Source organism: Butyrivibrio sp. XB500-5 (genome assembly GCF_003625505.1).
Lineage (GTDB): Bacteria > Bacillota > Clostridia > Lachnospirales > Lachnospiraceae > Butyrivibrio.
Genome location: NZ_RAIS01000004.1, coordinates 64,861 through 84,149, shown reverse-complemented (window position 1 = coordinate 84,149; position 19,289 = coordinate 64,861). Strand labels below are relative to the sequence as shown.

Here is a 19,289-nt window from a genome sequence, read left to right as displayed (position 1 = left end):
AAATAACTCCTTTATATAAGAAAAAACATATCGTTTACTTTTCAAACTAAAAAAGTATAACACGCGTTTTTTTCATATTCAATATAAAATTACTCAGAGAGATATCTTCTTATTGTAATGTATATTGTTGACATAGCATTCTCGCTGGTGTAGTATAGGTTAAGCAAGTTAGATAGAGGTTGCGTGTTTTATCAGTAGTTTTGCGGATGTGTCAGGCACAGGAGAAGCTAAGCGAAAGGAGAATACGCCGAAAGGGTCGGGGACCTGATAACCGAGGCCTTGGGTATGCAGTTAAGAGCTGCATAACTGTCATCATTAGGATGGGGCGCTATCAACATTTTTCTTTTATTATCAAAAGAGATTATGTTACCGACTCATTCTGAGTCGGTTTTTTTATCTAAACACGGATAAAAGCGTTCAGAACCTAGCCAAGAAGGAGGATTATATGGCTATATTTAAGGGAGCCGGCGTTGCGATCGCAACACCATTTAAAGACAACGGAGAAGTTAACTACGAGGAGTTTGGAAGACTCATTGAGTTCCAGATCGAGAACGGAACAGATGCCATCATCGTATGCGGAACTACAGGTGAGTCCGCAACAATGACAGAAGAAGAGCATATGGACGTTATCAAGTACTGTATCGACAAGGTTGCAAAGAGAATACCTGTCATCGCAGGAACAGGTTCCAATTGCACTGAGACAGCAATTCAGCTTTCCAAGCTTGCTCAGGAATACGGCGCTGACGGACTTCTTGTTGTTACACCTTACTACAACAAGGCGACTCAGAACGGACTTATTGCACATTTCACAGCTATTGCCAATGCTGTTGATATTCCTATCATTCTTTATAACGTACCCAGCAGAACAGGATGCAATATTCTTCCCGAGACAGCCGTTAAGCTCTGCAAGGAGAATAAGAACATCGTTGGTATCAAGGATGCTACAGGTAATATTTCTCAGACAACAAAGATGATGATGCTTGCTGAGGGTTGCATCGATCTCTATTCCGGAGAGGATGATGAGATCGTTCCCATTATGGCAGTTGGCGGTAAGGGTGTTATTTCTGTTCTTTCCAATATCGCACCCAGACAGACTCACGAGATCTGTGCTAAATGCTTTGAGGGTGACTATGAGACTGCCAGAGAGCTCCAGTTCAAGGCTTATCCACTTGTGAAAGCTCTTTTCTCTGAAGTTAATCCCATTCCCGTTAAGAGCGCACTTAAGCTTATCGGCTTCAATGCAGGCTCTCTTCGCCTTCCTCTTACAGAGATGGAGCCCGAGAATGTCCAGAAGCTCAAAGCTGAGATGAAGAAATACGGACTTATCTGAGATTGATTTTTGCCGGTCATACCGGTACTGAATAATGTTTATAAAGGTGGAAATGCAAGATGACTAAGATGATCATGCACGGCTGCAACGGCCGTATGGGTCGAGTTATCATCGACCTTGTCAAAGAAGATAATGATATAGAAGTAGTTGCAGGAATAGATGCTTTCGGCGAGAACAATTATGAGTTCCCCACATTCAAGAGCCTTTCCGACTGCAATGTGGACTGCGACGTTATTGTAGATTTTTCAAATGCTTCAGCAGTGGACGGACTTCTTGATTACTGCGTAGCTAAGAACGTACCTGTTGTTCTGTGCTCTACAGGACTTTCGGATGAGCAGCTTTCCAAGGTAAAAGATAGCTCGGCTAAGGTAGCTGTTCTTAAATCAGCAAATATGTCTGTCGGAATCAACGCTCTTCTTAAGGTGCTCAGCGAGGTATCTCCGTTGTTTGCGGCAGCAGGCTTTGATATTGAGATAGTAGAGAAGCATCACAACCAGAAACTTGATTCACCCAGCGGAACAGCTCTTGCACTTGCAGACAGCATCAACGAGTCTCTTTCCAATGAGTACGATTACGTATATGACAGAAGTCAGAGAAGAGAGAAGAGACCCAAGAAGGAGATAGGAATCTCTGCTGTCAGAGGTGGTACTATTGTAGGTGACCACGATGTTATTTTTGCGGGTCACGATGAGGTAGTAACTCTTTCTCACAGAGCATATTCAAGAGCGGTATTTGGAAAGGGCGCCATTGAGGCTGCCAAGTTCCTTGCAGGAAAACCTGCCGGAATGTATGATATGGCAGATGTACTTGCGTAAGGAGTTAAGCTATGAGATTCAGACCTTGTATTGATATTCACAACGGAAAAGTAAAGCAGATAGTAGGAAGTAGTTTGAGAGATGAAAAAGACTCTGCTTCCGAAAACTACGTATCAAGCAAGGATGCCGTCTTTTATGCAAGAATGTACAGAGAACACGGACTTACGGGAGGACATATTATCCTTCTTAACCCCGTGGGAAGTCCTTTTTACAACAATACCAAAAAGCAAGCAATCGAAGCACTTAATGCCTGTCCCGGTTTCCTTCAGATAGGAGGCGGTATCACTGCCGATAACGCAGCAGAGTTTATCGAAGCCGGAGCAACACATGTGATCGTGACATCTTATGTATTTAAGAACGGCAAGATCAGCTATACCAATCTGAAGAAACTGGTCAAGGCTGTAGGAAAAGAAAAGATTGTTCTGGATCTTTCATGTAAATTATCTGAAGGTAAGTATTATATAGTTACCGACAGATGGCAGAAGCTTACAGATGTTGAGCTATGCAAGGATACACTTGATGAACTTTCGCAGTACTGCGACGAATTCCTGGTACATGCTGCTGACGTGGAAGGTAAGCAAAATGGTATAGAAGAGAACGTTGCTAAGGTTCTCGGAGACTGGAGCAAGATACCCGTAACCTACGCCGGAGGCGCAAGGAGTATAGACGATATAAAGAAGCTTAATAAGATCGGTAACGGCAAGGTCGATGTTACCGTGGGAAGCGCACTGGAGCTCTTCGGTGGCAACCTCAAGCTTGAAGATGTTATTAATGCTTGTGCTGATTGATATTAAAGATTTATCGTTTTATTGAATAAATATAGAACGCAAAAGAGCCATCCGACATTTGTCGGATGGCTCTGATGATTAATCATTGTTACAATCTTGCGAATTCAAAATAAATCTATTTTAAATAAGGCACTTTGTAGTCTGATTAATTAAGCTTTAAATCTCGAATTAAAGCTTGTTTACGTTTACGGCCTGAGGTCCCTTTTCACCCTGGATTACATCATACTCTACAGAAGCGCCTTCCTCAAGAGACTTGAAACCTTCCATGTTGAGTCCTGAATAATGTACGAATACATCATTTCCAGCCTCGTCTGAGATGAAACCGTAACCCTTCTGGTTGTTGAACCACTTAACAGTACCTTTGTTCATTGTAATACCTCCACATAAAAATAAAAAAATAATCGTTCAGTTGTCTATGACAACAAATTTATAATATCAAACATATGTACAAAAGTAAAGCAGATAATATAAATCTTCCCCTATTTACTTTAAAAGTTTAGAGTGATAAAATGTTTATGTGTGAAAGTTTTATTAACGTAATATAGTTAATTTCACAAACCAAATTTGGAGGAAACGGCAGATATGAATAAAAAAATCAGAACAGATGCAGTAGATCACCTGTTTGACGCAATCTTATGCCTAAAGAATAAAGAGGAATGTTATAGCTTTTTTGAAGACTTGTGTACGGTAAACGAGCTCCTGTCTCTTTCACAGAGATTTGAGGTTGCTTCGATGCTCAGAGAGCATAAGACATATCTTGAGATTGCCGACAAGACAGGTGCTTCAACCGCAACTATCAGCAGAGTCAATCGCTCACTTAATTATGGCGATGACGGATATGAGTTGGTATTCGGAAGATTACAGGATTGAGCTAATAATTAACGCCGCTGTGGATATATTCCATAGCGGCGTTTTTTTATATTCTGATATCTTTATTATTTATCCTTGTTCTCATCGTCTGAAGAGTTTTCATCTGATGATTCTTTATCGGATGCCATTCTTTCTTTTGCAATCTCTGCAGAGCTCTTATCAAGGCCTGTCATATCGCATCTTCCCTGGAAGATAGCGTTTTCATCAATGATGATACCCTTACATGTGATATCTCCGATAACTTTACCGGTATCACTGATCTCAACCTTGCCCTGGGGTGCAGATACGTTTCCGTTTATCTCACCTGCGACATAGATGTTTACACCTGAAGCTGTGCCGATGATCTTGCCGGTCTGTCCGACTATGAGAGCACCGCTTATTGTAACGTTACCCTTGACTGTTCCGTCAATTCTTGTAGAGTCCTTCGTGGTAAGCGGACCGTCGATCACAGCACCGGGACCGATGATGGTTCCAACCTGTTCAAGTAATGTGCTCTCAGGTATGTCAGTTTCTTTTTTTGCATTTCCAAACATTCGTAAATCCTCCATTTTAACCGTTTATCTCTATGAGCTCCTCCGGGTTTATATAATTATCATCCTTCTGGATCTGATAACCCAGTTTGGTGTTGTTACCGTCTATAACAAAAAGTATATCGCCACGATCAACTTCATCGCCTTCAGAAACGATCGGTGTACCTGAATTGCGATAGATGGAAATATATCCGTTGCCGTGATCTATGGATACGTAATTGCCGAATTTGGCATCTGATGTGACACTCAGCACCGTTCCCGTTCCTGCAGCGATAATATTGTTTCCTTCTGCAGCGGAGAAAAGAACCAATGGATTGCCTTCTTCTTCATTGGAAGCTCTGTCTTCGAATTTAGTGATATTGTTGGAATCAACGTTATCGACAGCCAGATCCATGTTAGCTTTTCCTGTAAGAGGGAAGCCTGAAGGGATGGCATTGTTCTCAGCTTCTTCAGCGGATTGCTGCTCGTTTTCCAGTCTCATGTTCAGTGCTGCACGAAGCTGTTCTGCCTCATTGCTGAGAGTATCATTGGTGGTTGTAAGTCTTTCATTCTCTGTAGTAAGAGTCTGAATCTGTGACTTCTGATCGACCTGGATCGATCTGAGGTTGCTGATGGTCATCGCGGAAAAAATTATATAGCAGATCAAGATTAGACCGATGGCAAAGGCTGAGTAAGCCAAAACCTGAGTCTTGAAATGGTCTAAATGGAGACGCTTAGTCGTTCCATCTGAGTCTCCCGAAATAACCATAAAAGTATAATTTCTTCTGTGTCTGTGTTTTCTGGGCTTAGTCATATCTGCGCTCATATTCACCTCCGACTCAACAACGTATTTTACCATATTTGAAAGGGTGTTCGCAACTTTTGGACTCTTCGGGTCAAAAGAGAAGGCCGCGGAAAGGCGTATTTTAGCGGGCTTACGGGCAAAAAAAGACCCTGCCGAATTTATGAGATCCGACAGGGCAAAATGTATTAAACAAGAGTAAAAATATCGAAATACCGGTTGTTAAGATCAACCCATGATAGCTTCTACAGTGTATTCCTTAACGCTCTCATCGTAAGGGATGATATTTCCTTCAATTTCTTTACCGTTTACGACAAGCTTCTTGATGCCCTTCTCGGCACCGTTCTGCTTAACGCTGATGTTGTATGTTGCACCACGGTATTTTCTTGTGAGTGAGAAATCACCAAAGTCAGCAGGCACACAAGGATTGATTGAAAGACCGTTGTGTGTGGGATATACGCCAAGGATATACTGTGATATGTTGACAAATGTCCAAGCTGCTGTTCCTGTAAGCCAGCTGTTCTTACCCTGACCGAAGAACTTAGCATCCTTACCTGCAACCATCTGTGAATATACATAAGGCTCTGTGCAGTGAATCTCGCTGATATCTTCAATGTATGCAGGGCATGTCTTCTTATAAATCTCGAATGCTCTGTTACCGTGTCCGAGAACAGTCTCGGCAATTGATACCCAAGGATTGTTGTGGCAGAAGATACCGCCGTTCTCCTTGTATCCGGGTGGATATGAGCTAACTTCACCGAGTTCAAGGTGATACTTGGTATAAGCGGGCTGGAAGATCATTACACCGTACTTGGTATCGAGTCTTTCTTCAACGCTCTTAAGAGCCTTGGCTGCAAGACCTTCTTCAACACCGATTCCTGCAAGTACGCAGAAGCCCTGAGGCTCGATGTAGATTTGACCTTCTTCACATTCTTTTGAACCAACCTTGTTGGAATATGCATCATAAGCTCTTACGAACCATTCGCCATCCCATCCGGCTGTGCATGTAGCATCATAAACTTTCTTAACTTCAGCACGAGCTCTTTCAGCCTCTGCATTGTCGCCGAGGAGTTCTGCGAGCTGAGCATACTCTTCACCGTACTTAACGAACATTCCTGCGATGAATACTGATTCGGCAACAGGACCTTCTGAAGGACCGAATGTCTGGAAAGACTCTCCGGGATGCTCTGAGAAGCAGTTGAGGTTCAAGCAGTCGTTCCAATCGGCACGTCCGATAAGAGGAAGACCGTGAGGACCCTTGTGAGTAGCGGTGAAGTTGAATGAGCACTTAAGGTGCTCCATAAGTGTCTTGGCAACACTCATATCGTTATCGAAAGGAACCATTTCTTTAAGAATAGAAAGGTCACCTGTTTCTCTTATATATGCACTTGTACCTGCGATGAGCCATAAAGGATCGTCGTTGAAGCCTGAACCGATGTCGGAGTTACCCTTCTTGGTAAGAGGCTGGTACTGATGATATGCGCTACCATCCTGGAACTGAGTTGAAGCGATATCAATGATACGCTGTCTTGCTCTGTCGGGAATAAGGTGAACGAATCCGAGAAGATCCTGGCAAGAATCTCTGAATCCCATTCCACGACCGATACCTGACTCATAATAAGAAGCAGAACGTGACATGTTGAATGTTACCATGCACTGATACTGGTTCCAGATATTAACCATACGGTCAACCTTCTCATTGGAAGATGATACATGGTAAATAGTAAGAAGATTCTTCCAGTAATCGTTGAGCTCTGCAAGAGCCTTGTCTACAGCTTCAACAGTCTTGTAGTTGTCAAGCATCTCGAATGCGCGCTTCTTGTTGATCACGCCGGGGGCTTCCCACTTCTCATCCTGAGGATTCTCGATGTATCCGAGAGTGAAGATAAATGTCTTGGACTCGCCGGGAGCAAGCTCAATGTTGATCTGCTGTGAAGCGATGGGTGACCATCCGCTTGCGATTGAACCTGTGCACTTGCCGTCAGCAACCACATCAGGGCTGTCGGGACCGTTGTATGCACCGAGGAAAGCGTCTCTGCTTGTATCAAATCCGTCAACGGCTGTGTTAACACCGTATACGGCATAGTGATTTCTACGCTCTCTGTATTCTGTCTTGTGGAAAATTGCAGAACCGCCGTTTACAACCTCTACTTCACCGATGCTGAGGTTACGCTGGAAATTCTTCATATCATCGTCTGCATTCCAGAGACACCATTCTACATAAGAGAAAAGAGAAAGCTTAGCAGCAGTGTTCTTGTTGTTGGTTACAGTGATCTTGGAAACTTCGCAGTTATCATTCATGGGAACGAAAGTAAGGAGTTCTGCCTTAACATCGTTCTTGGTAGAAGTGAATTTGCTGTATCCAAGTCCGTGACGACACTCATAGCTGTCAAGAGCAGTCTTAACGGGCTGCCATCCCGGATTCCAAATAACTTCATTAGATGAATCGGTTGTATCCTTAATATAGAAGTATTTACCGTTGTTGTCATAAGGAACATTGTTGTAACGATACCTTGTAAGTCTTAAAAGCTTGGCATCCTTGAAGAATGTGTATCCGCCACAAGTGTTGGAAATAAGTGTAAAGAACTCCTTGTTTCCGAGATAGTTGATCCAAGGAAGAGGAGTCTTGGGCGTTGTGATGACGTACTCACACGCCTGATCGTCAAAAAATCCGTATTTCATACTTACCCTCCAGTTAACTTAAACGTTTTCGGAAATATATACGCACATTATATATGGTAATCTGCAGTAATGCAACATAAAAATTGATAAAAAACAGAGCTTGAAAACCGCATAGATACTGAATGTTACAGAAAACACTCCGAAAATGCCGTCAACCATGAGGATTACAGGGAATGAATACGAAAACGTTTAATTAAAATGGTGGTAAAACGGGGATGAACATAAAAAGGAATCGTAATAATAGATAAAAAACCAAAAGATTTTTTGGTAGAATCAGACAAAAATGTATAAGATGCACAAAAAAGCAAGCCGTTCATATTGCTTTTGACGGGAAAATGATGTATATTGATTTCACGAAAACGATTAAGTACAGAGACGGGAAATTGATATGGCTAAGAGGAAAGTTTCACTAAAAGACATATCCATAGCCTGCGGGGTGTCGGTTGCGACTGTTTCGAAAGCACTTAATGATCATCATGACATCGGTCAGGAAACTAAGGAACATATAAGACAGGTTGCCGAGAGTTTGGGGTACAGACCCAACGCTGCAGCACAGGCTCTTAAGACGAACAGGACCAACAATATCGGAGTGCTGTTTGTGGATGAGGCTAACAGTGGTCTTACTCATGATTACTTTAATCACGTTCTTAACAGCTTTAAGAACACGGCCGAGGAGAATGGATTTGATATTACCTTCATCAATGGAGGTAAGGCCAGGATTAACAACATGTCATATTTGTCTCATGCAATATACAGAGGCTTTGACGGAGTGGTGATCGCTTGTGTGGATTTCTTCGATCCGGAAGTAGACGAGCTGGTCAAGAGTAGTATTCCCGTTGTTACTATCGACCATATCTTTTATAACAGAATCGCAGTTATATCGGATAATGTTAACGGTATGAGAGAACTCACCGAATATGTGTGCAGTCAGGGACACAAGAAGATAGCATATGTAAGAGGCGTTGAATCATCCGTTACACAGAGCAGACTTGCAAGCTTCTATAAGACACTGCAGGAACACGGAATAGATATTCCCGATGAATATGTAGTAATAGCTCCGTATCGTGATACGGATGCAGCTTATGAAGCTACCAATAAATTGTTGAATCTGCAGGATCCTCCGACATGTATTTTTTACCCGGATGATTTTGCCGCGCTCGGTGGCATCAATGCCATCAGAGACAGAGGACTTAAGATCCCCGATGATGTATCCGTTGTAGGATACGACGGACTTGAGATTTCAAGCCGCCTCACACCCAAGATGACAACCATTGTTCAGGACAGTGAGAAGATCGGTAAGATCGCAGCCACCAAGCTTATAGATCTTATCAACAATCCTAAGGGAACACTTATAGAACAGATTGTTGTTAAGGGAACACTTGAACCGGGAGCTTCGGTCAAAAAACTTAATTAAGGTTTAAGACGGCGGAGAGCTGTTTTAAATACATACAATGACAAACTCAAATAAAGAGGGAGGTATTAAAGGTTATGAAGAAGAAATTTCTTAGCGTAGTTCTTTCTGCAACTATGGTAGCCGGAATGCTTACAGCATGTGGTAACACAGCTGCTACAGCTCCTACATCAGATGCACCTGCAGCAGAAGCAACAGACGCAGCAGAAACAACTGCAGCTGATTCAACAGCAGTTGCAGCAGATGAGGGAAAGGTACTCAACATTTATTGTTGGAATGACGAGTTCCAGAGAAGAGTTAAGGATCACTATCCGGGATATACTGAGGTAGATGCTACCACAGGTACAATCGGTGATGTAACTGTAAAGTGGAACATTACTCCTAACCAGGACAATGCTTATCAGAACAACCTCGATGAGAACCTTCTCAAGCAGGCTGATGCAGCAGCAGATGATAAGATTGATATATTCCTTGTAGAAGCAGACTATGCTCTTAAATATGTAGATGAAGACGTTACATTGCCTGTAGCTGATCTTGGTATCACAGATGCTGATATCGCTGATCAGTACAAATACACAAAGGATGTTATGACAGATTCTAACGGCGTTCTTAAGGGACTTTCATGGCAGGGTTGCCCCGGTGTTCTTATTTACAACCGTGAGGCTGCTAAGGAAGTTCTCGGATCAGACGATCCTGCAGAAGTTCAGAAGGCTGTAGCTGATTGGGATGCATTCTCAAAGACAGCTGCTGAGATGAAGAAGGCCGGATACAGCATGACAGCTACAACAAACGATGCTTATCGTGTATTCTCTAACAACGTATCAGGTAAGTGGGTACAGGATGGCAAGGTTGTTATCGACGAGAACATCATGAAGTGGGTTGAGATGTCTAAGGATATGGCTGACAAGGGTGAGGTTGCTTCAACTTCAGACCTTTGGAGCGAAGACTGGAACAAGGGATTCTATCCTGACGGAAAGGTATTCTGCTACTTTGGACCCGCTTGGATGATCAACTTCTCAATGGCTGCTGACAAGGCAGGCTCAATCGCTAATGCAGGTGGTTGGGGAGCAACAGAGGGACCTCAGGGCTTCTTCTGGGGCGGAACATGGATCTGCGCAGCTCAGGGAACAGATAACGCTGTTCTTATCGCAGACATCATGAAGGCTCTTACAACAAACAAGGATATCATGCTTGATATCGTTACAGCTGACAGTGATTTCGTAAACAACAAGCCTGCTATGGAAGAGGCAGCAGGCAAGGATGAGTTCGCATTTGATGTACTTGGTGGACAGAATCCTCTTGCAATGTTCGCAAAGGGCGCTGAGAGCTGTGATCTTTCAAATCAGTGCGCATACGATCAGGGATGTAACGAAGAGTTCCAGAGAGCAATGAAGAACTACTTCGACGGAAACGCTACTCTTGATGAGGCACTTGCAGCATTCAAGACAGCTATCAAAGAGAAGTATCCTGACGTAACAACAGACTAATCTATAGATTAGAGGTAATCTATTAAGTTATTTCTTATTAGAGGGTATTACGGGGCGCATTAGGGTTAGTGCGCCCCATATATTAAGAAAAGGGAGCGCTTATGAAGAAAACAAGCAAAGTAGTTAGATACAATAAGTGGGGATATATTTTCCTGATACCTTTTATTGTAATATATTTGGTTTTTCAGATGATACCCTTAGTAACAACTATTTATAATTCATTCTTTGAAAACTACAGATCGGGCCTTAAGATAATCGGACCTAATTTTGTAGGTATACAGAACTTCATAACTATTATTACAAACGGAGATCTTCCGACATACTTTAAGAACACAATGATCATGTGGATAATGGGATTTGTTCCTCAGATCATCATTTCGCTTGTACTTGGTGCATGGTTCACAGATCCATCACTCAGACTTAAGGGACAGGCATTCTTCAAGACAGTAATGTACCTTCCCAACCTTATTATGGCATCAGCTTTTGCGATGTTGTTCTTTACTTTGTTTTCGCTTTCCGGACCTATCAATTCCATTCTTTTACAGATCGGAGTGATCAAGGAAGCGTACCAGTTTATGGCACACGTTTGGTCAGTTCGTTGGCTTGTTGCTTTCATGAACTGTATCATGTGGTTTGGTAATACGACAATTCTTCTGATGGCCGGTATGATGGGTATCGATCCTTCGCTTTTTGAAGCAGCGCAGGTTGACGGTGCTACGGCTACTCAGATTTTCTATAAGATCACATTGCCACTTCTCAGACCTATTCTTATTTATGTTATGATCACATCTCTTATCGGCGGATTGCAGATGTTTGATGTTCCTCAGATCTTAACTAACGGAACAGGTGATCCTATGAGATCATCAATGACACTGATAATGTATTTGAACAAACACTTATATAGTAAGAACTATGGACTTGGCGGAGCGCTTTCCGTATTTATGTTCATTATTACAGGTATTCTTAGTCTTATAGTGTTTAAGTTCACCAATTCCGGCGAGAAGAATTGAGATAAGGAGAGAGAATATGGCGAACAATCAGAATAATTATATGATGAGTACGGAGAACAACGGTGCTTCCGTACATGCGAGAAGAGTTCTTGCATATACAGTACTTGTTTTGGTATCTTTTTTGTGTCTGTTCTGGTTTTATCTTCTTTTTATTAACTCAACCAGATCAAATGCAGAGCTTACAAGGGGATTTACACCATTCCCAAGTACATATTTAAAAACAAACTGGATAAATCTTAAAAATGGTACTTTACCAATCTTCTCAGGTATGGTAAACTCATTAATCGTGGCAACTTTAACAGCAGCTCTTGCGACTTATTTCTCGACAATGACTGCTTATGCTATACATGCTTACGATTTTAAATTGAAAAAATTCATGTTTACATTTATACTAATGGTAATGATGATACCAACTCAGGTAACTGCTCTTGGATTCATCCAGCTCATTGGTAAAATGGGACTTGACGATAAGTTTACACCTCTTATCGTCCCTGCAATTGCTTCACCTGCAGTATTCTTCTATATGAAGCAGTACATGGATTCCGTTCTTCCGCTTTCACTTGTTGAGGCTGCAAGAATTGACGGATCGGGTGAGCTTAGAACCTTTAATTCAATAGTGGTTCCTCTTATGAAACCTGCTATTGCGGTTCAGGCAATATTTAGTTTTGTAACAAGCTGGAATAACTACTTTACTCCGGCACTTGTATTACATACAGATAGCAAGAAGACACTTCCTATCCTTATAGCTCAGCTGCGTAGTGCTGACTGGCTTAAGTTTGATATGGGACAGGTTTATGTGATGATTGCATTTTCCATATTTCCTGTTATAATTGTATATCTGATACTATCCAAGAATATCGTTGGTGGTCTTACACTCGGCGGTGTTAAGGGATAATTGAATTTGTTATTTACTCTTCTTCTTCCGTGGCAACACGGGAGGAGATACTCTTTCCTTTTATAAGCGTTAAGAAAGGCCGTGGTATTTCCCCATACCACGGTCTTTCGCTTGCTTAAAAATATGTTGTTGAAAAATTATTCAATCGGGATGCTTACAAGGGCATTAGACGTGAGGATATGTAGAAATTCAACGTCTATGAATGTAAATATGATAAATACAATGAGCATAATAAGCAGAATAAACATTAGTTTTTTCTCTTTATAGAGCTTTTCGGGGCGTTGAACAGCCGAATCAGGGTCCAGTGACATGGCTGTATAATACGGATAAAGTAGGTTGATATCGGCCGGAGAATGCTTCGTAAGAAGCACGGCTATTATTGTTCCGGGCAAAATAAACAGATTTTTATCCAGTGATCGGGTCTTGCTATTTTAATGTAATTCTTCATTTTATTTCTCCAAGTGTTAAATTTCATAAACCCATATGCTATATGGTGATGAATCGTTTTTATATTTTCCTATCAGGCTTGCATTCAGCTCTTTTGCGTTGGATATTTCTATCCTTGAAAAGATATATTTGCCGCCCAGTGCTTTCATCGAAGAGGTATCGATCAGAAGGCGTTTGTCATCGGGATCTTTGGTTCGCTCGGGATTCCAGATACTTTCTACACTTCCTGAGAAGATATATGCTCTTGCGCCCCATTCGTCATAGTATTTTCTGGCTTCTTTAGATTCGTTCAGCGCCGGTTCTATTACCTTCCTAAAAGAGTTTTTATAGGACTGGTAGTAGTAGCTTAGGCACCCATCTAGTGTGGAGATCGAATTGTAAGATAGTACGGCGGGATGGAAACCGTAAGCTATGCTGTATTCTCCGCTATAGCCAATGTCTTTTTTTATCTCCGTAAAGAGGTCTTCCGAGAAGAATTCACCGTAAGAGAGTGTCTCGGATTTTTCGTGTTTAACAAGCTGCCAGGCGTTGACGTACAGAGTGTTAAAAAAGTCATTGTAAAGAGATTGAACACCTAAGACGGAGATAAGGGTAAATGCGGTCAGTGTTACGGCAAATTTCTTCTTTTTGTCATCGATCAACCTTTTTATAACGATAAATACTTCCAGATACCATAAGAAAGGGTTGAAGAACAAAGTTCTGCTAAATTGCCAGCCTTTAAGCGGAGGAACTATTTTTTCAAATAGGGTGCGTACAAAAAAGCTGTTGTAAAGGCCGTACACAGTGCAATTAAGGAGTATAAACAAAAGGACGAGATTAAACGGATCTTTAATAAGCTGTTTTAATTCTTTGTTTTTTATGTGTAGAAAGTTGATCACAAAGAAAGCTGCTATTGTGACCGGCAAAGCAAAGAATCTGTGAAGGTCGTCGCAGTGGAACATATTGTTTACGAAAACATCCGCGATAGTTGACAGTATTTCAGGTAGCGTAGCATTATCGACAACCATCGTATCTCGTATTGTCGCCTGCCCGGATGTGAAAATGATAAGGAAAAGCCTGTATTCAATAAGGACATAGCCGGAAGCGAGGATGAATACTGATGATAAGAGCGGGAGCGATATCTTTTTTGACACGATCCATCTGTAAACAAAGTAAATAAACACATATCCGAGAATGAAAGGCCCAAAGAACGTAAAGTAAGACAGCGTCGGATATAAGAATAAAAGTAAATAATAAAGCCTACCTTCGCGCCTTTCGATTTTTCTTATGAGCCACACAAGAAGCGGAATTGATGAAAAAGAGAAGGAGAAGGCGGGATAAAGCGGCAAAAGACCATAGATAAAGCTAAACAGAACAACGGCCTTATCGTACTTTTTGTATGAATCTTTGAGGATGTCTTTTCCCAAAAGAATGCCCGAGAACAGTGCTATAAGTATTTTTATAAAATGTCCCGCGATATATGCGGTGTAAGTCGGTAACGCGGCGTGGAGTAATGAATAAAGATAGAACTCCGATAGGAGGAAATTTCTGTCTATACCGCCAAGAAGAGGAATTATCTGTCCGTGGGAAAAGAAAGCGTGGTTATCCCTAAGAAGTTTGTAATCCGTGATGTGTATATCAAGATTATCGTGTACACCTATGTATGTCCCCATCTCGCCTGCGCAGAGAAAGGTTATCAGTTCCGCAATAATAATTCCGAAAACAATAATGAAATGCCAATTTTTTTTAAAATAATCTCTCATAATTCTCCCAATAAAAAAACGGCAGAATGTGAAAAACAGACATCTAAAGATGCCTAAATTTCATATTCTGCCGCTTGATATCATTTCTTTTCACAAAGCTAACGTCTCATGACTTTTTCAAGGATTGATCCCAAGAATATGCCCATGACCACGGAAGCGATATAAAAGCGTTAACCGTATTGGCTGAAACAAACAACAAATACAACATTATGTGATTGGTAGATCACCGATGTAAATAAGTCTTACATCGCCCGTATTATAGCACAATTTCATTAGTTAGTACAATGACAAGAGGGCGCTGATCACACTCATTTATAATATATTTTTCCGCAGCCTTCTGTACAAGAGAATCAAATTTATTACCGGTCACTCCTTGAGCGATAAGTCTTGCTATTTCAGATTTAACGGCATCTTCAAGTCCCGGAAGGATATCTGTTGAAAGTTTGGTGTTTACAAAACCTCTTGTGGTGATGCGTGTGGGGGCTACGAGTCGTCCGGAGCTCGCACCGAAGCAGGTCTCAATTATAACGACACCGTTCTTTCCCATCTTGGTTCTATCACTTATGATATTTTTTCCGATATTACCAATGCCCAGACCGTCTATAAGGACTTCTTTTAACGAAATATGATCTATGAGCTTTAATTCATCGATGCAGGCATGGCCTGTTGCATGAATGTCCTGGAAGATAATATTTGCACCTTGTTCCTCCAATAGATTCATTGTTTTTGAAAAAAGATTTTCGCTTCCGTGAATGGCGATTGAACTGAATAAAACGGTATCGCCGGGAAGAAGTTTTATATCATCATGTGTTCCTTCGGCAATTTCTGTAAGACAGTTGATGGGTTCGCCATGGTTTCCGGTGGTGAGGAAGATTATTTCTTTACTCTCATAAGTAGGAACGTCTTTTATATCTATAAGAACGTCCTCTGAATAATTGAGATAGTTAAGCTTTTTTTCAACAAGAGCAATAGTGAGCGGAGTTCCGTAGATGGGAACGTTTAATGACTCGATAATATAAGGGATTGCTCCTATGTGATCCTCGTGTCCGTGAGTGAGAACGATACCTTTTAGTTTATCTGAGTTTTCTATAAGATAATCGACATCCGGTATGGAAGTATCGATACCGGGCATATTATGAGGCGGAAAAGACATTCCGCAGTCAATTGCGATTATAGCATGTTTACCAAAGTACAGTGGCATGGAATGCGTTTTTTTATAGAAAATTGTGCTTGTCTTCATAACTTTACCATGCTAAAATTCTTTACGGTGCACACAAATGTCCGCAGCAGAGATACACGTTTTTGACAAAAAGAGGTAGAACATGCAACAGGATACAGCTTACTATGTACTGCGAAGACAGGCCGTTCCGGAAGTGTTGCTTAAGGTTGTCGAAGCCAAGAAGCTGCTTGAGTCCGGTAAGGTCAAGACGGTCAACGAAGCGGCAGCAATGCTTGGGATCAGTCGTAGCTCTTTTTATAAGTACAAAGAAGATATTTATGAATTTCATGACAGTTTGCAGGGAACGACGTTCACGCTTACATTCCAGATGAACGACGAGGTCGGACTTCTTTCTTATGTACTTAATCTGATAGCGGATTTCGGAGCCAACATTCTTACGATTCACCAATCAATTCCACTTAACGGAGTGGCATCCATATCAATCACAATTCAGGTTTTGGAAGCTACAAAGGACATAATGGAGATGATCTCCATTATGGAGGGAAAAGAGGGTATACATAAGGTGCACATCACAGGAAGAAGTGCATCATTCTAATGAATGATCTGCCGCATATAGCGTGATCTATATGTAGGCATTATGAATAAATACACATTTTGGAGGAAATCATGGCAAAAATAGCAGTCTTGGGATATGGAACAGTAGGAAGCGGAGTAGTTGAGGTTATCGACACCAACGCCGCAGAAGTAGCAAAGAGCGCGGGAGAAGCGGTTGAAGTTAAATATATTCTCGATCTTCGCGATTTTCCCGGGGATAAGCATGAAGCTCAGGTAGTACATGATATCAACATTATTTTAGATGATCCCGAGATTGATGTTATCTGTGAGACAATGGGAGGAATCGAGCCTGCATTTACATTTGAAAAGCAGGCACTTGAGAAGGGCAAGAGCGTATGTACTTCAAATAAAGAGCTTGTAGCTGCAAAGGGCCCCGAGCTTGTAGAGATCGCCAAGAAAAACGGCGTGAGCTACTTGTTTGAAGCGAGCGTAGGCGGTGGTATTCCCGTTCTTCGCAGCATCAACGATTCACTTAAGCACGAGAAGATCGATGCCATCACAGGTATCTTAAACGGAACTACAAACTATATCCTTACCAAGATGGATAAAGAAGGTATTGGATTTGCTACAGTATTAAAGGCAGCACAGGATAAGGGATATGCAGAGAGAAATCCTGAGGCCGATATCGAAGGCTATGATGCGTGCCGTAAGATCGCTATCCTTTCAAGCCTTATGAGCGGAAAGCACGTTAATTATGAGGATATTTACACTGAGGGTATCACCAAGATAAATATTGAAGACTTCGCTTATGCAAAGAGCCTCAATATGGCGATCAAACTTCTTGGAATGTGCAAGATGAACGAGAACGGATTCTTTACTCTCGTTGCTCCTTTCATGATCCCTTATGAGAATCCTCTTGCCAATGTAAACGGCGTATTCAACGCTATCAATGTTCACGGAAACATGCTCGGCGACGTTATGTTCTACGGAAAGGGTGCCGGCAAGAATGCTACAGCAAGTGCCGTAGTTGCAGATGTTGTAGATATCTTAAAGCACAAAGGTAAGCATATCGAAGTTAATCTTAACGCAGAGAAGGCTGTTCTTACATCAAAGGACAACGCTGTAAGAAAGTTCTTTGTAAGAGTTACCGAGGATCTTAAGGATCAGGCTCTTGAAGTGTTCGGACACAATGTTGAGATCATAGAGTGTGAGGAAGTGGTAGGAGAGTTTGCATTTATCACAGACCTTACTTCAGAGAAAGACTTTGAAGAGAAGCTTTGGAAGCTTGACAGCGTAAAGGGATATTTAAGACTGTATTGATAACGGTCTGTCTAATAAATTTAATGTAGAAAAGGATCAAATGAAATGAAAAAAGTAGTTAAATTCGGCGGAAGCTCACTTGCAAGTGCAGAGCAGTTCAAGAAGGTCGGAGAGATCATCAAGGCAGATCCCGACAGAGTTTATGTGGTTCCTTCCGCACCCGGAAAAAGAAATTCAAAAGATACCAAGGTTACCGATATGCTTTACAAGACATATGCTCTTGCTGAAGCCGGTAAGGACTTTAAGAAGCAGCTTGCCGATATTAAGGCGCGTTACGATGAGATCATAGACGGCCTTAAGCTCAAGCTCGATCTTTCCGATGAGTTCAAGACTATCGAAAAGAACTTCAAGGAAAAAGCGGGTAACGATTATGCAGCAAGCCGCGGAGAGTATCTTAACGGTATCATCATGGCCAACTACCTCGGATATGAGTTTATCGATTCGGCTACAGTAGTTGCTTTTGATAAGAACGGTGAGTTTGACGGTGAGAAGACCAATAAGCTCATGGCTAAAAAGCTTGAGAATACACCTAAGGCCGTTGTGCCCGGATTCTACGGCGCATATCCCGACGGAAGCGTTAAGACATTCTCAAGAGGCGGATCCGACATTACAGGATCTATTGTTTCAAGAGCTATTAAGGCTGATGTGTATGAGAACTGGACTGATGTTTCAGGCTTCCTTGTAGCGGATCCCAGGATCATCGACACACCTCCTCACATCGAGACCATTACATATACAGAGCTTCGAGAGCTTGCATACATGGGAGCATCGGTTCTTCATGAAGATGCTATCTTCCCTGTACGTAAAGAGGGTATTCCGATCAATATCAGAAATACCAACAAGCCCGAGGATCCCGGAACATGGATCGTTGAATCAACAGCCAAGAAGTCAAAGTTCGTTATCACAGGTATTGCAGGTAAAAAAGGCTTCTGCTGCGTAAATATCCTTAAGGATCAGATGAACTCCGAGGTTGGATTTGTAAGAAAGGTTCTTCAGGCATTTGAAGACCAGGAGATCTCGATCGAGCACGTACCTTCAGGAATCGATACGATGACTGTATTTGTTCAGCAGGATGAGTTCATTGAGAAAGAGCAGTCGGTTGTATCAGAGATTCACAGACTTGCTCATCCGGATATGCTTGAGATTGAGTCGGATCTTGCGCTTATCGCGGTTGTTGGACGCGGAATGAAGTCAACAAGAGGAACAGCGGGAAGAATCTTCTCGGCTCTTGCTCATGCCAATGTAAACGTTCGTATGATCGATCAGGGTTCATCCGAGCTTAACATCATCATCGGTGTAGAGAATCGCGACTTCGAAAAGGCGATCCGTGCCATCTATGATATCTTTGTAACGGTACAGTTGTGATCAGGGCGGCCGAGCATGCATTTTAGACCAATGCATGCTCGGCCGCTCCGTTAAAATTGTGCATATTAAAGAAATTATAGA

17 protein-coding genes and 1 riboswitch are annotated in these 19,289 nt (G+C 41.9%); of the genes, 11 read left to right on the top strand and 6 right to left on the bottom strand.

Annotated features, from left to right (window positions below; genetic code table 11):
- Positions 1-165 precede the first annotated feature (165 nt).
- A riboswitch (Lysine riboswitch) is annotated at positions 166-339 on the top strand.
- A gap of 106 nt (positions 340-445) precedes the next feature.
- The 3 genes from dapA to hisA are packed head-to-tail and all read left to right on the top strand — an operon-like array spanning position 446 to position 2,933.
- Complete coding sequence (gene dapA, locus D6856_RS08375) at positions 446-1,330, top strand: 4-hydroxy-tetrahydrodipicolinate synthase (protein WP_120686522.1); 885 nt, start codon at positions 446-448, stop codon at positions 1,328-1,330.
- A gap of 59 nt (positions 1,331-1,389) precedes the next feature.
- Complete coding sequence (gene dapB / locus D6856_RS08370; protein WP_120686521.1) at positions 1,390-2,145, top strand: 4-hydroxy-tetrahydrodipicolinate reductase; 756 nt, start codon at positions 1,390-1,392, stop codon at positions 2,143-2,145.
- Between the two features lie 11 nt (positions 2,146-2,156).
- On the top strand, positions 2,157-2,933 hold the full coding sequence (hisA, locus tag D6856_RS08365) for a phosphoribosylformimino-5-aminoimidazole carboxamide ribotide isomerase (protein ID WP_120686520.1): 777 nt from the start codon (positions 2,157-2,159) through the stop codon (positions 2,931-2,933).
- A 168-nt stretch (positions 2,934-3,101) separates the two neighbouring features.
- On the opposite strand, the gene D6856_RS08360 is transcribed toward hisA, so the two are convergent.
- The gene (locus D6856_RS08360; protein ID WP_013281837.1) at positions 3,102-3,302 is read right to left on the bottom strand and encodes a cold-shock protein; all 201 of its coding nucleotides are present in this window, start codon (positions 3,300-3,302) and stop codon (positions 3,102-3,104) included.
- Between the two features lie 213 nt (positions 3,303-3,515).
- Here D6856_RS08360 and D6856_RS08355 point away from each other — a divergent pair, with 213 nt between their 5' ends.
- Entirely contained in the window at positions 3,516-3,803 is a 288-nt protein-coding gene (locus D6856_RS08355) for a YerC/YecD family TrpR-related protein (RefSeq protein ID WP_092244037.1), read from the top strand.
- Between the two features lie 65 nt (positions 3,804-3,868).
- Here D6856_RS08355 and D6856_RS08350 read toward each other — a convergent pair whose 3' ends face one another.
- The 3 genes from D6856_RS08350 to D6856_RS08340 all read right to left on the bottom strand — a co-directional run bounded on the left by D6856_RS08350 (position 3,869) and on the right by D6856_RS08340 (position 7,796).
- The gene (locus D6856_RS08350) at positions 3,869-4,336 is read right to left on the bottom strand and encodes a bactofilin family protein (RefSeq protein ID WP_158588881.1); all 468 of its coding nucleotides are present in this window, start codon (positions 4,334-4,336) and stop codon (positions 3,869-3,871) included.
- 16 nt (positions 4,337-4,352) lie between these two features.
- Positions 4,353-5,138, bottom strand: coding sequence for a murein hydrolase activator EnvC family protein (locus D6856_RS08345; protein ID WP_158588880.1), 786 nt, complete (start codon positions 5,136-5,138; stop codon positions 4,353-4,355).
- A 204-nt stretch (positions 5,139-5,342) separates the two neighbouring features.
- Positions 5,343-7,796 carry a GH36-type glycosyl hydrolase domain-containing protein gene (locus D6856_RS08340; RefSeq protein WP_092244028.1) on the bottom strand — a complete coding sequence of 818 codons (2,454 nt, stop codon included), beginning with the start codon at positions 7,794-7,796 and terminating at the stop codon, positions 5,343-5,345.
- Positions 7,797-8,184: 388 nt separating this feature from the next.
- Here D6856_RS08340 and D6856_RS08335 point away from each other — a divergent pair, with 388 nt between their 5' ends.
- From D6856_RS08335 to D6856_RS08320, 4 genes are all read left to right on the top strand, one after another.
- Positions 8,185-9,210 carry a LacI family DNA-binding transcriptional regulator gene (locus D6856_RS08335; RefSeq protein ID WP_092244024.1) on the top strand — a complete coding sequence of 342 codons (1,026 nt, stop codon included), beginning with the start codon at positions 8,185-8,187 and terminating at the stop codon, positions 9,208-9,210.
- Positions 9,211-9,284: 74 nt separating this feature from the next.
- Positions 9,285-10,694, top strand: coding sequence for a carbohydrate ABC transporter substrate-binding protein (locus D6856_RS08330; RefSeq protein ID WP_120686517.1), 1,410 nt, complete (start codon positions 9,285-9,287; stop codon positions 10,692-10,694).
- Between the two features lie 101 nt (positions 10,695-10,795).
- Positions 10,796-11,704, top strand: coding sequence for a carbohydrate ABC transporter permease (locus tag D6856_RS08325; protein ID WP_092244018.1), 909 nt, complete (start codon positions 10,796-10,798; stop codon positions 11,702-11,704).
- Between the two features lie 16 nt (positions 11,705-11,720).
- Positions 11,721-12,599 carry a carbohydrate ABC transporter permease gene (locus D6856_RS08320; RefSeq protein WP_330392940.1) on the top strand — a complete coding sequence of 293 codons (879 nt, stop codon included), beginning with the start codon at positions 11,721-11,723 and terminating at the stop codon, positions 12,597-12,599.
- A gap of 464 nt (positions 12,600-13,063) precedes the next feature.
- Here the strand turns inward: D6856_RS08320 and D6856_RS08315 are convergent, their stop codons facing one another.
- Both D6856_RS08315 and D6856_RS08310 read right to left on the bottom strand, forming a co-directional pair.
- Entirely contained in the window at positions 13,064-14,788 is a 1,725-nt protein-coding gene (locus D6856_RS08315; protein ID WP_120686516.1) for a DUF6044 family protein, read from the bottom strand.
- Between the two features lie 256 nt (positions 14,789-15,044).
- A complete protein-coding gene (locus tag D6856_RS08310; RefSeq protein ID WP_158588879.1) occupies positions 15,045-15,989 on the bottom strand; it encodes an MBL fold metallo-hydrolase in 945 nt (314 codons plus the stop codon).
- 121 nt (positions 15,990-16,110) lie between these two features.
- Here D6856_RS08310 and D6856_RS08305 point away from each other — a divergent pair, with 121 nt between their 5' ends.
- From D6856_RS08305 to D6856_RS08295, 3 genes are all read left to right on the top strand, one after another.
- Entirely contained in the window at positions 16,111-16,563 is a 453-nt protein-coding gene (locus D6856_RS08305; protein ID WP_120656057.1) for an ACT domain-containing protein, read from the top strand.
- A gap of 71 nt (positions 16,564-16,634) precedes the next feature.
- Positions 16,635-17,843, top strand: a complete 1,209-nt coding sequence (locus D6856_RS08300; RefSeq protein ID WP_120686514.1) for a homoserine dehydrogenase — start codon at positions 16,635-16,637, stop codon at positions 17,841-17,843.
- A gap of 45 nt (positions 17,844-17,888) precedes the next feature.
- Positions 17,889-19,208: an aspartate kinase gene (locus tag D6856_RS08295; protein ID WP_092243998.1), complete on the top strand. Its 1,320-nt coding sequence runs from the start codon at positions 17,889-17,891 to the stop codon at positions 19,206-19,208.
- Positions 19,209-19,289: the final 81 nt, after the last annotated feature.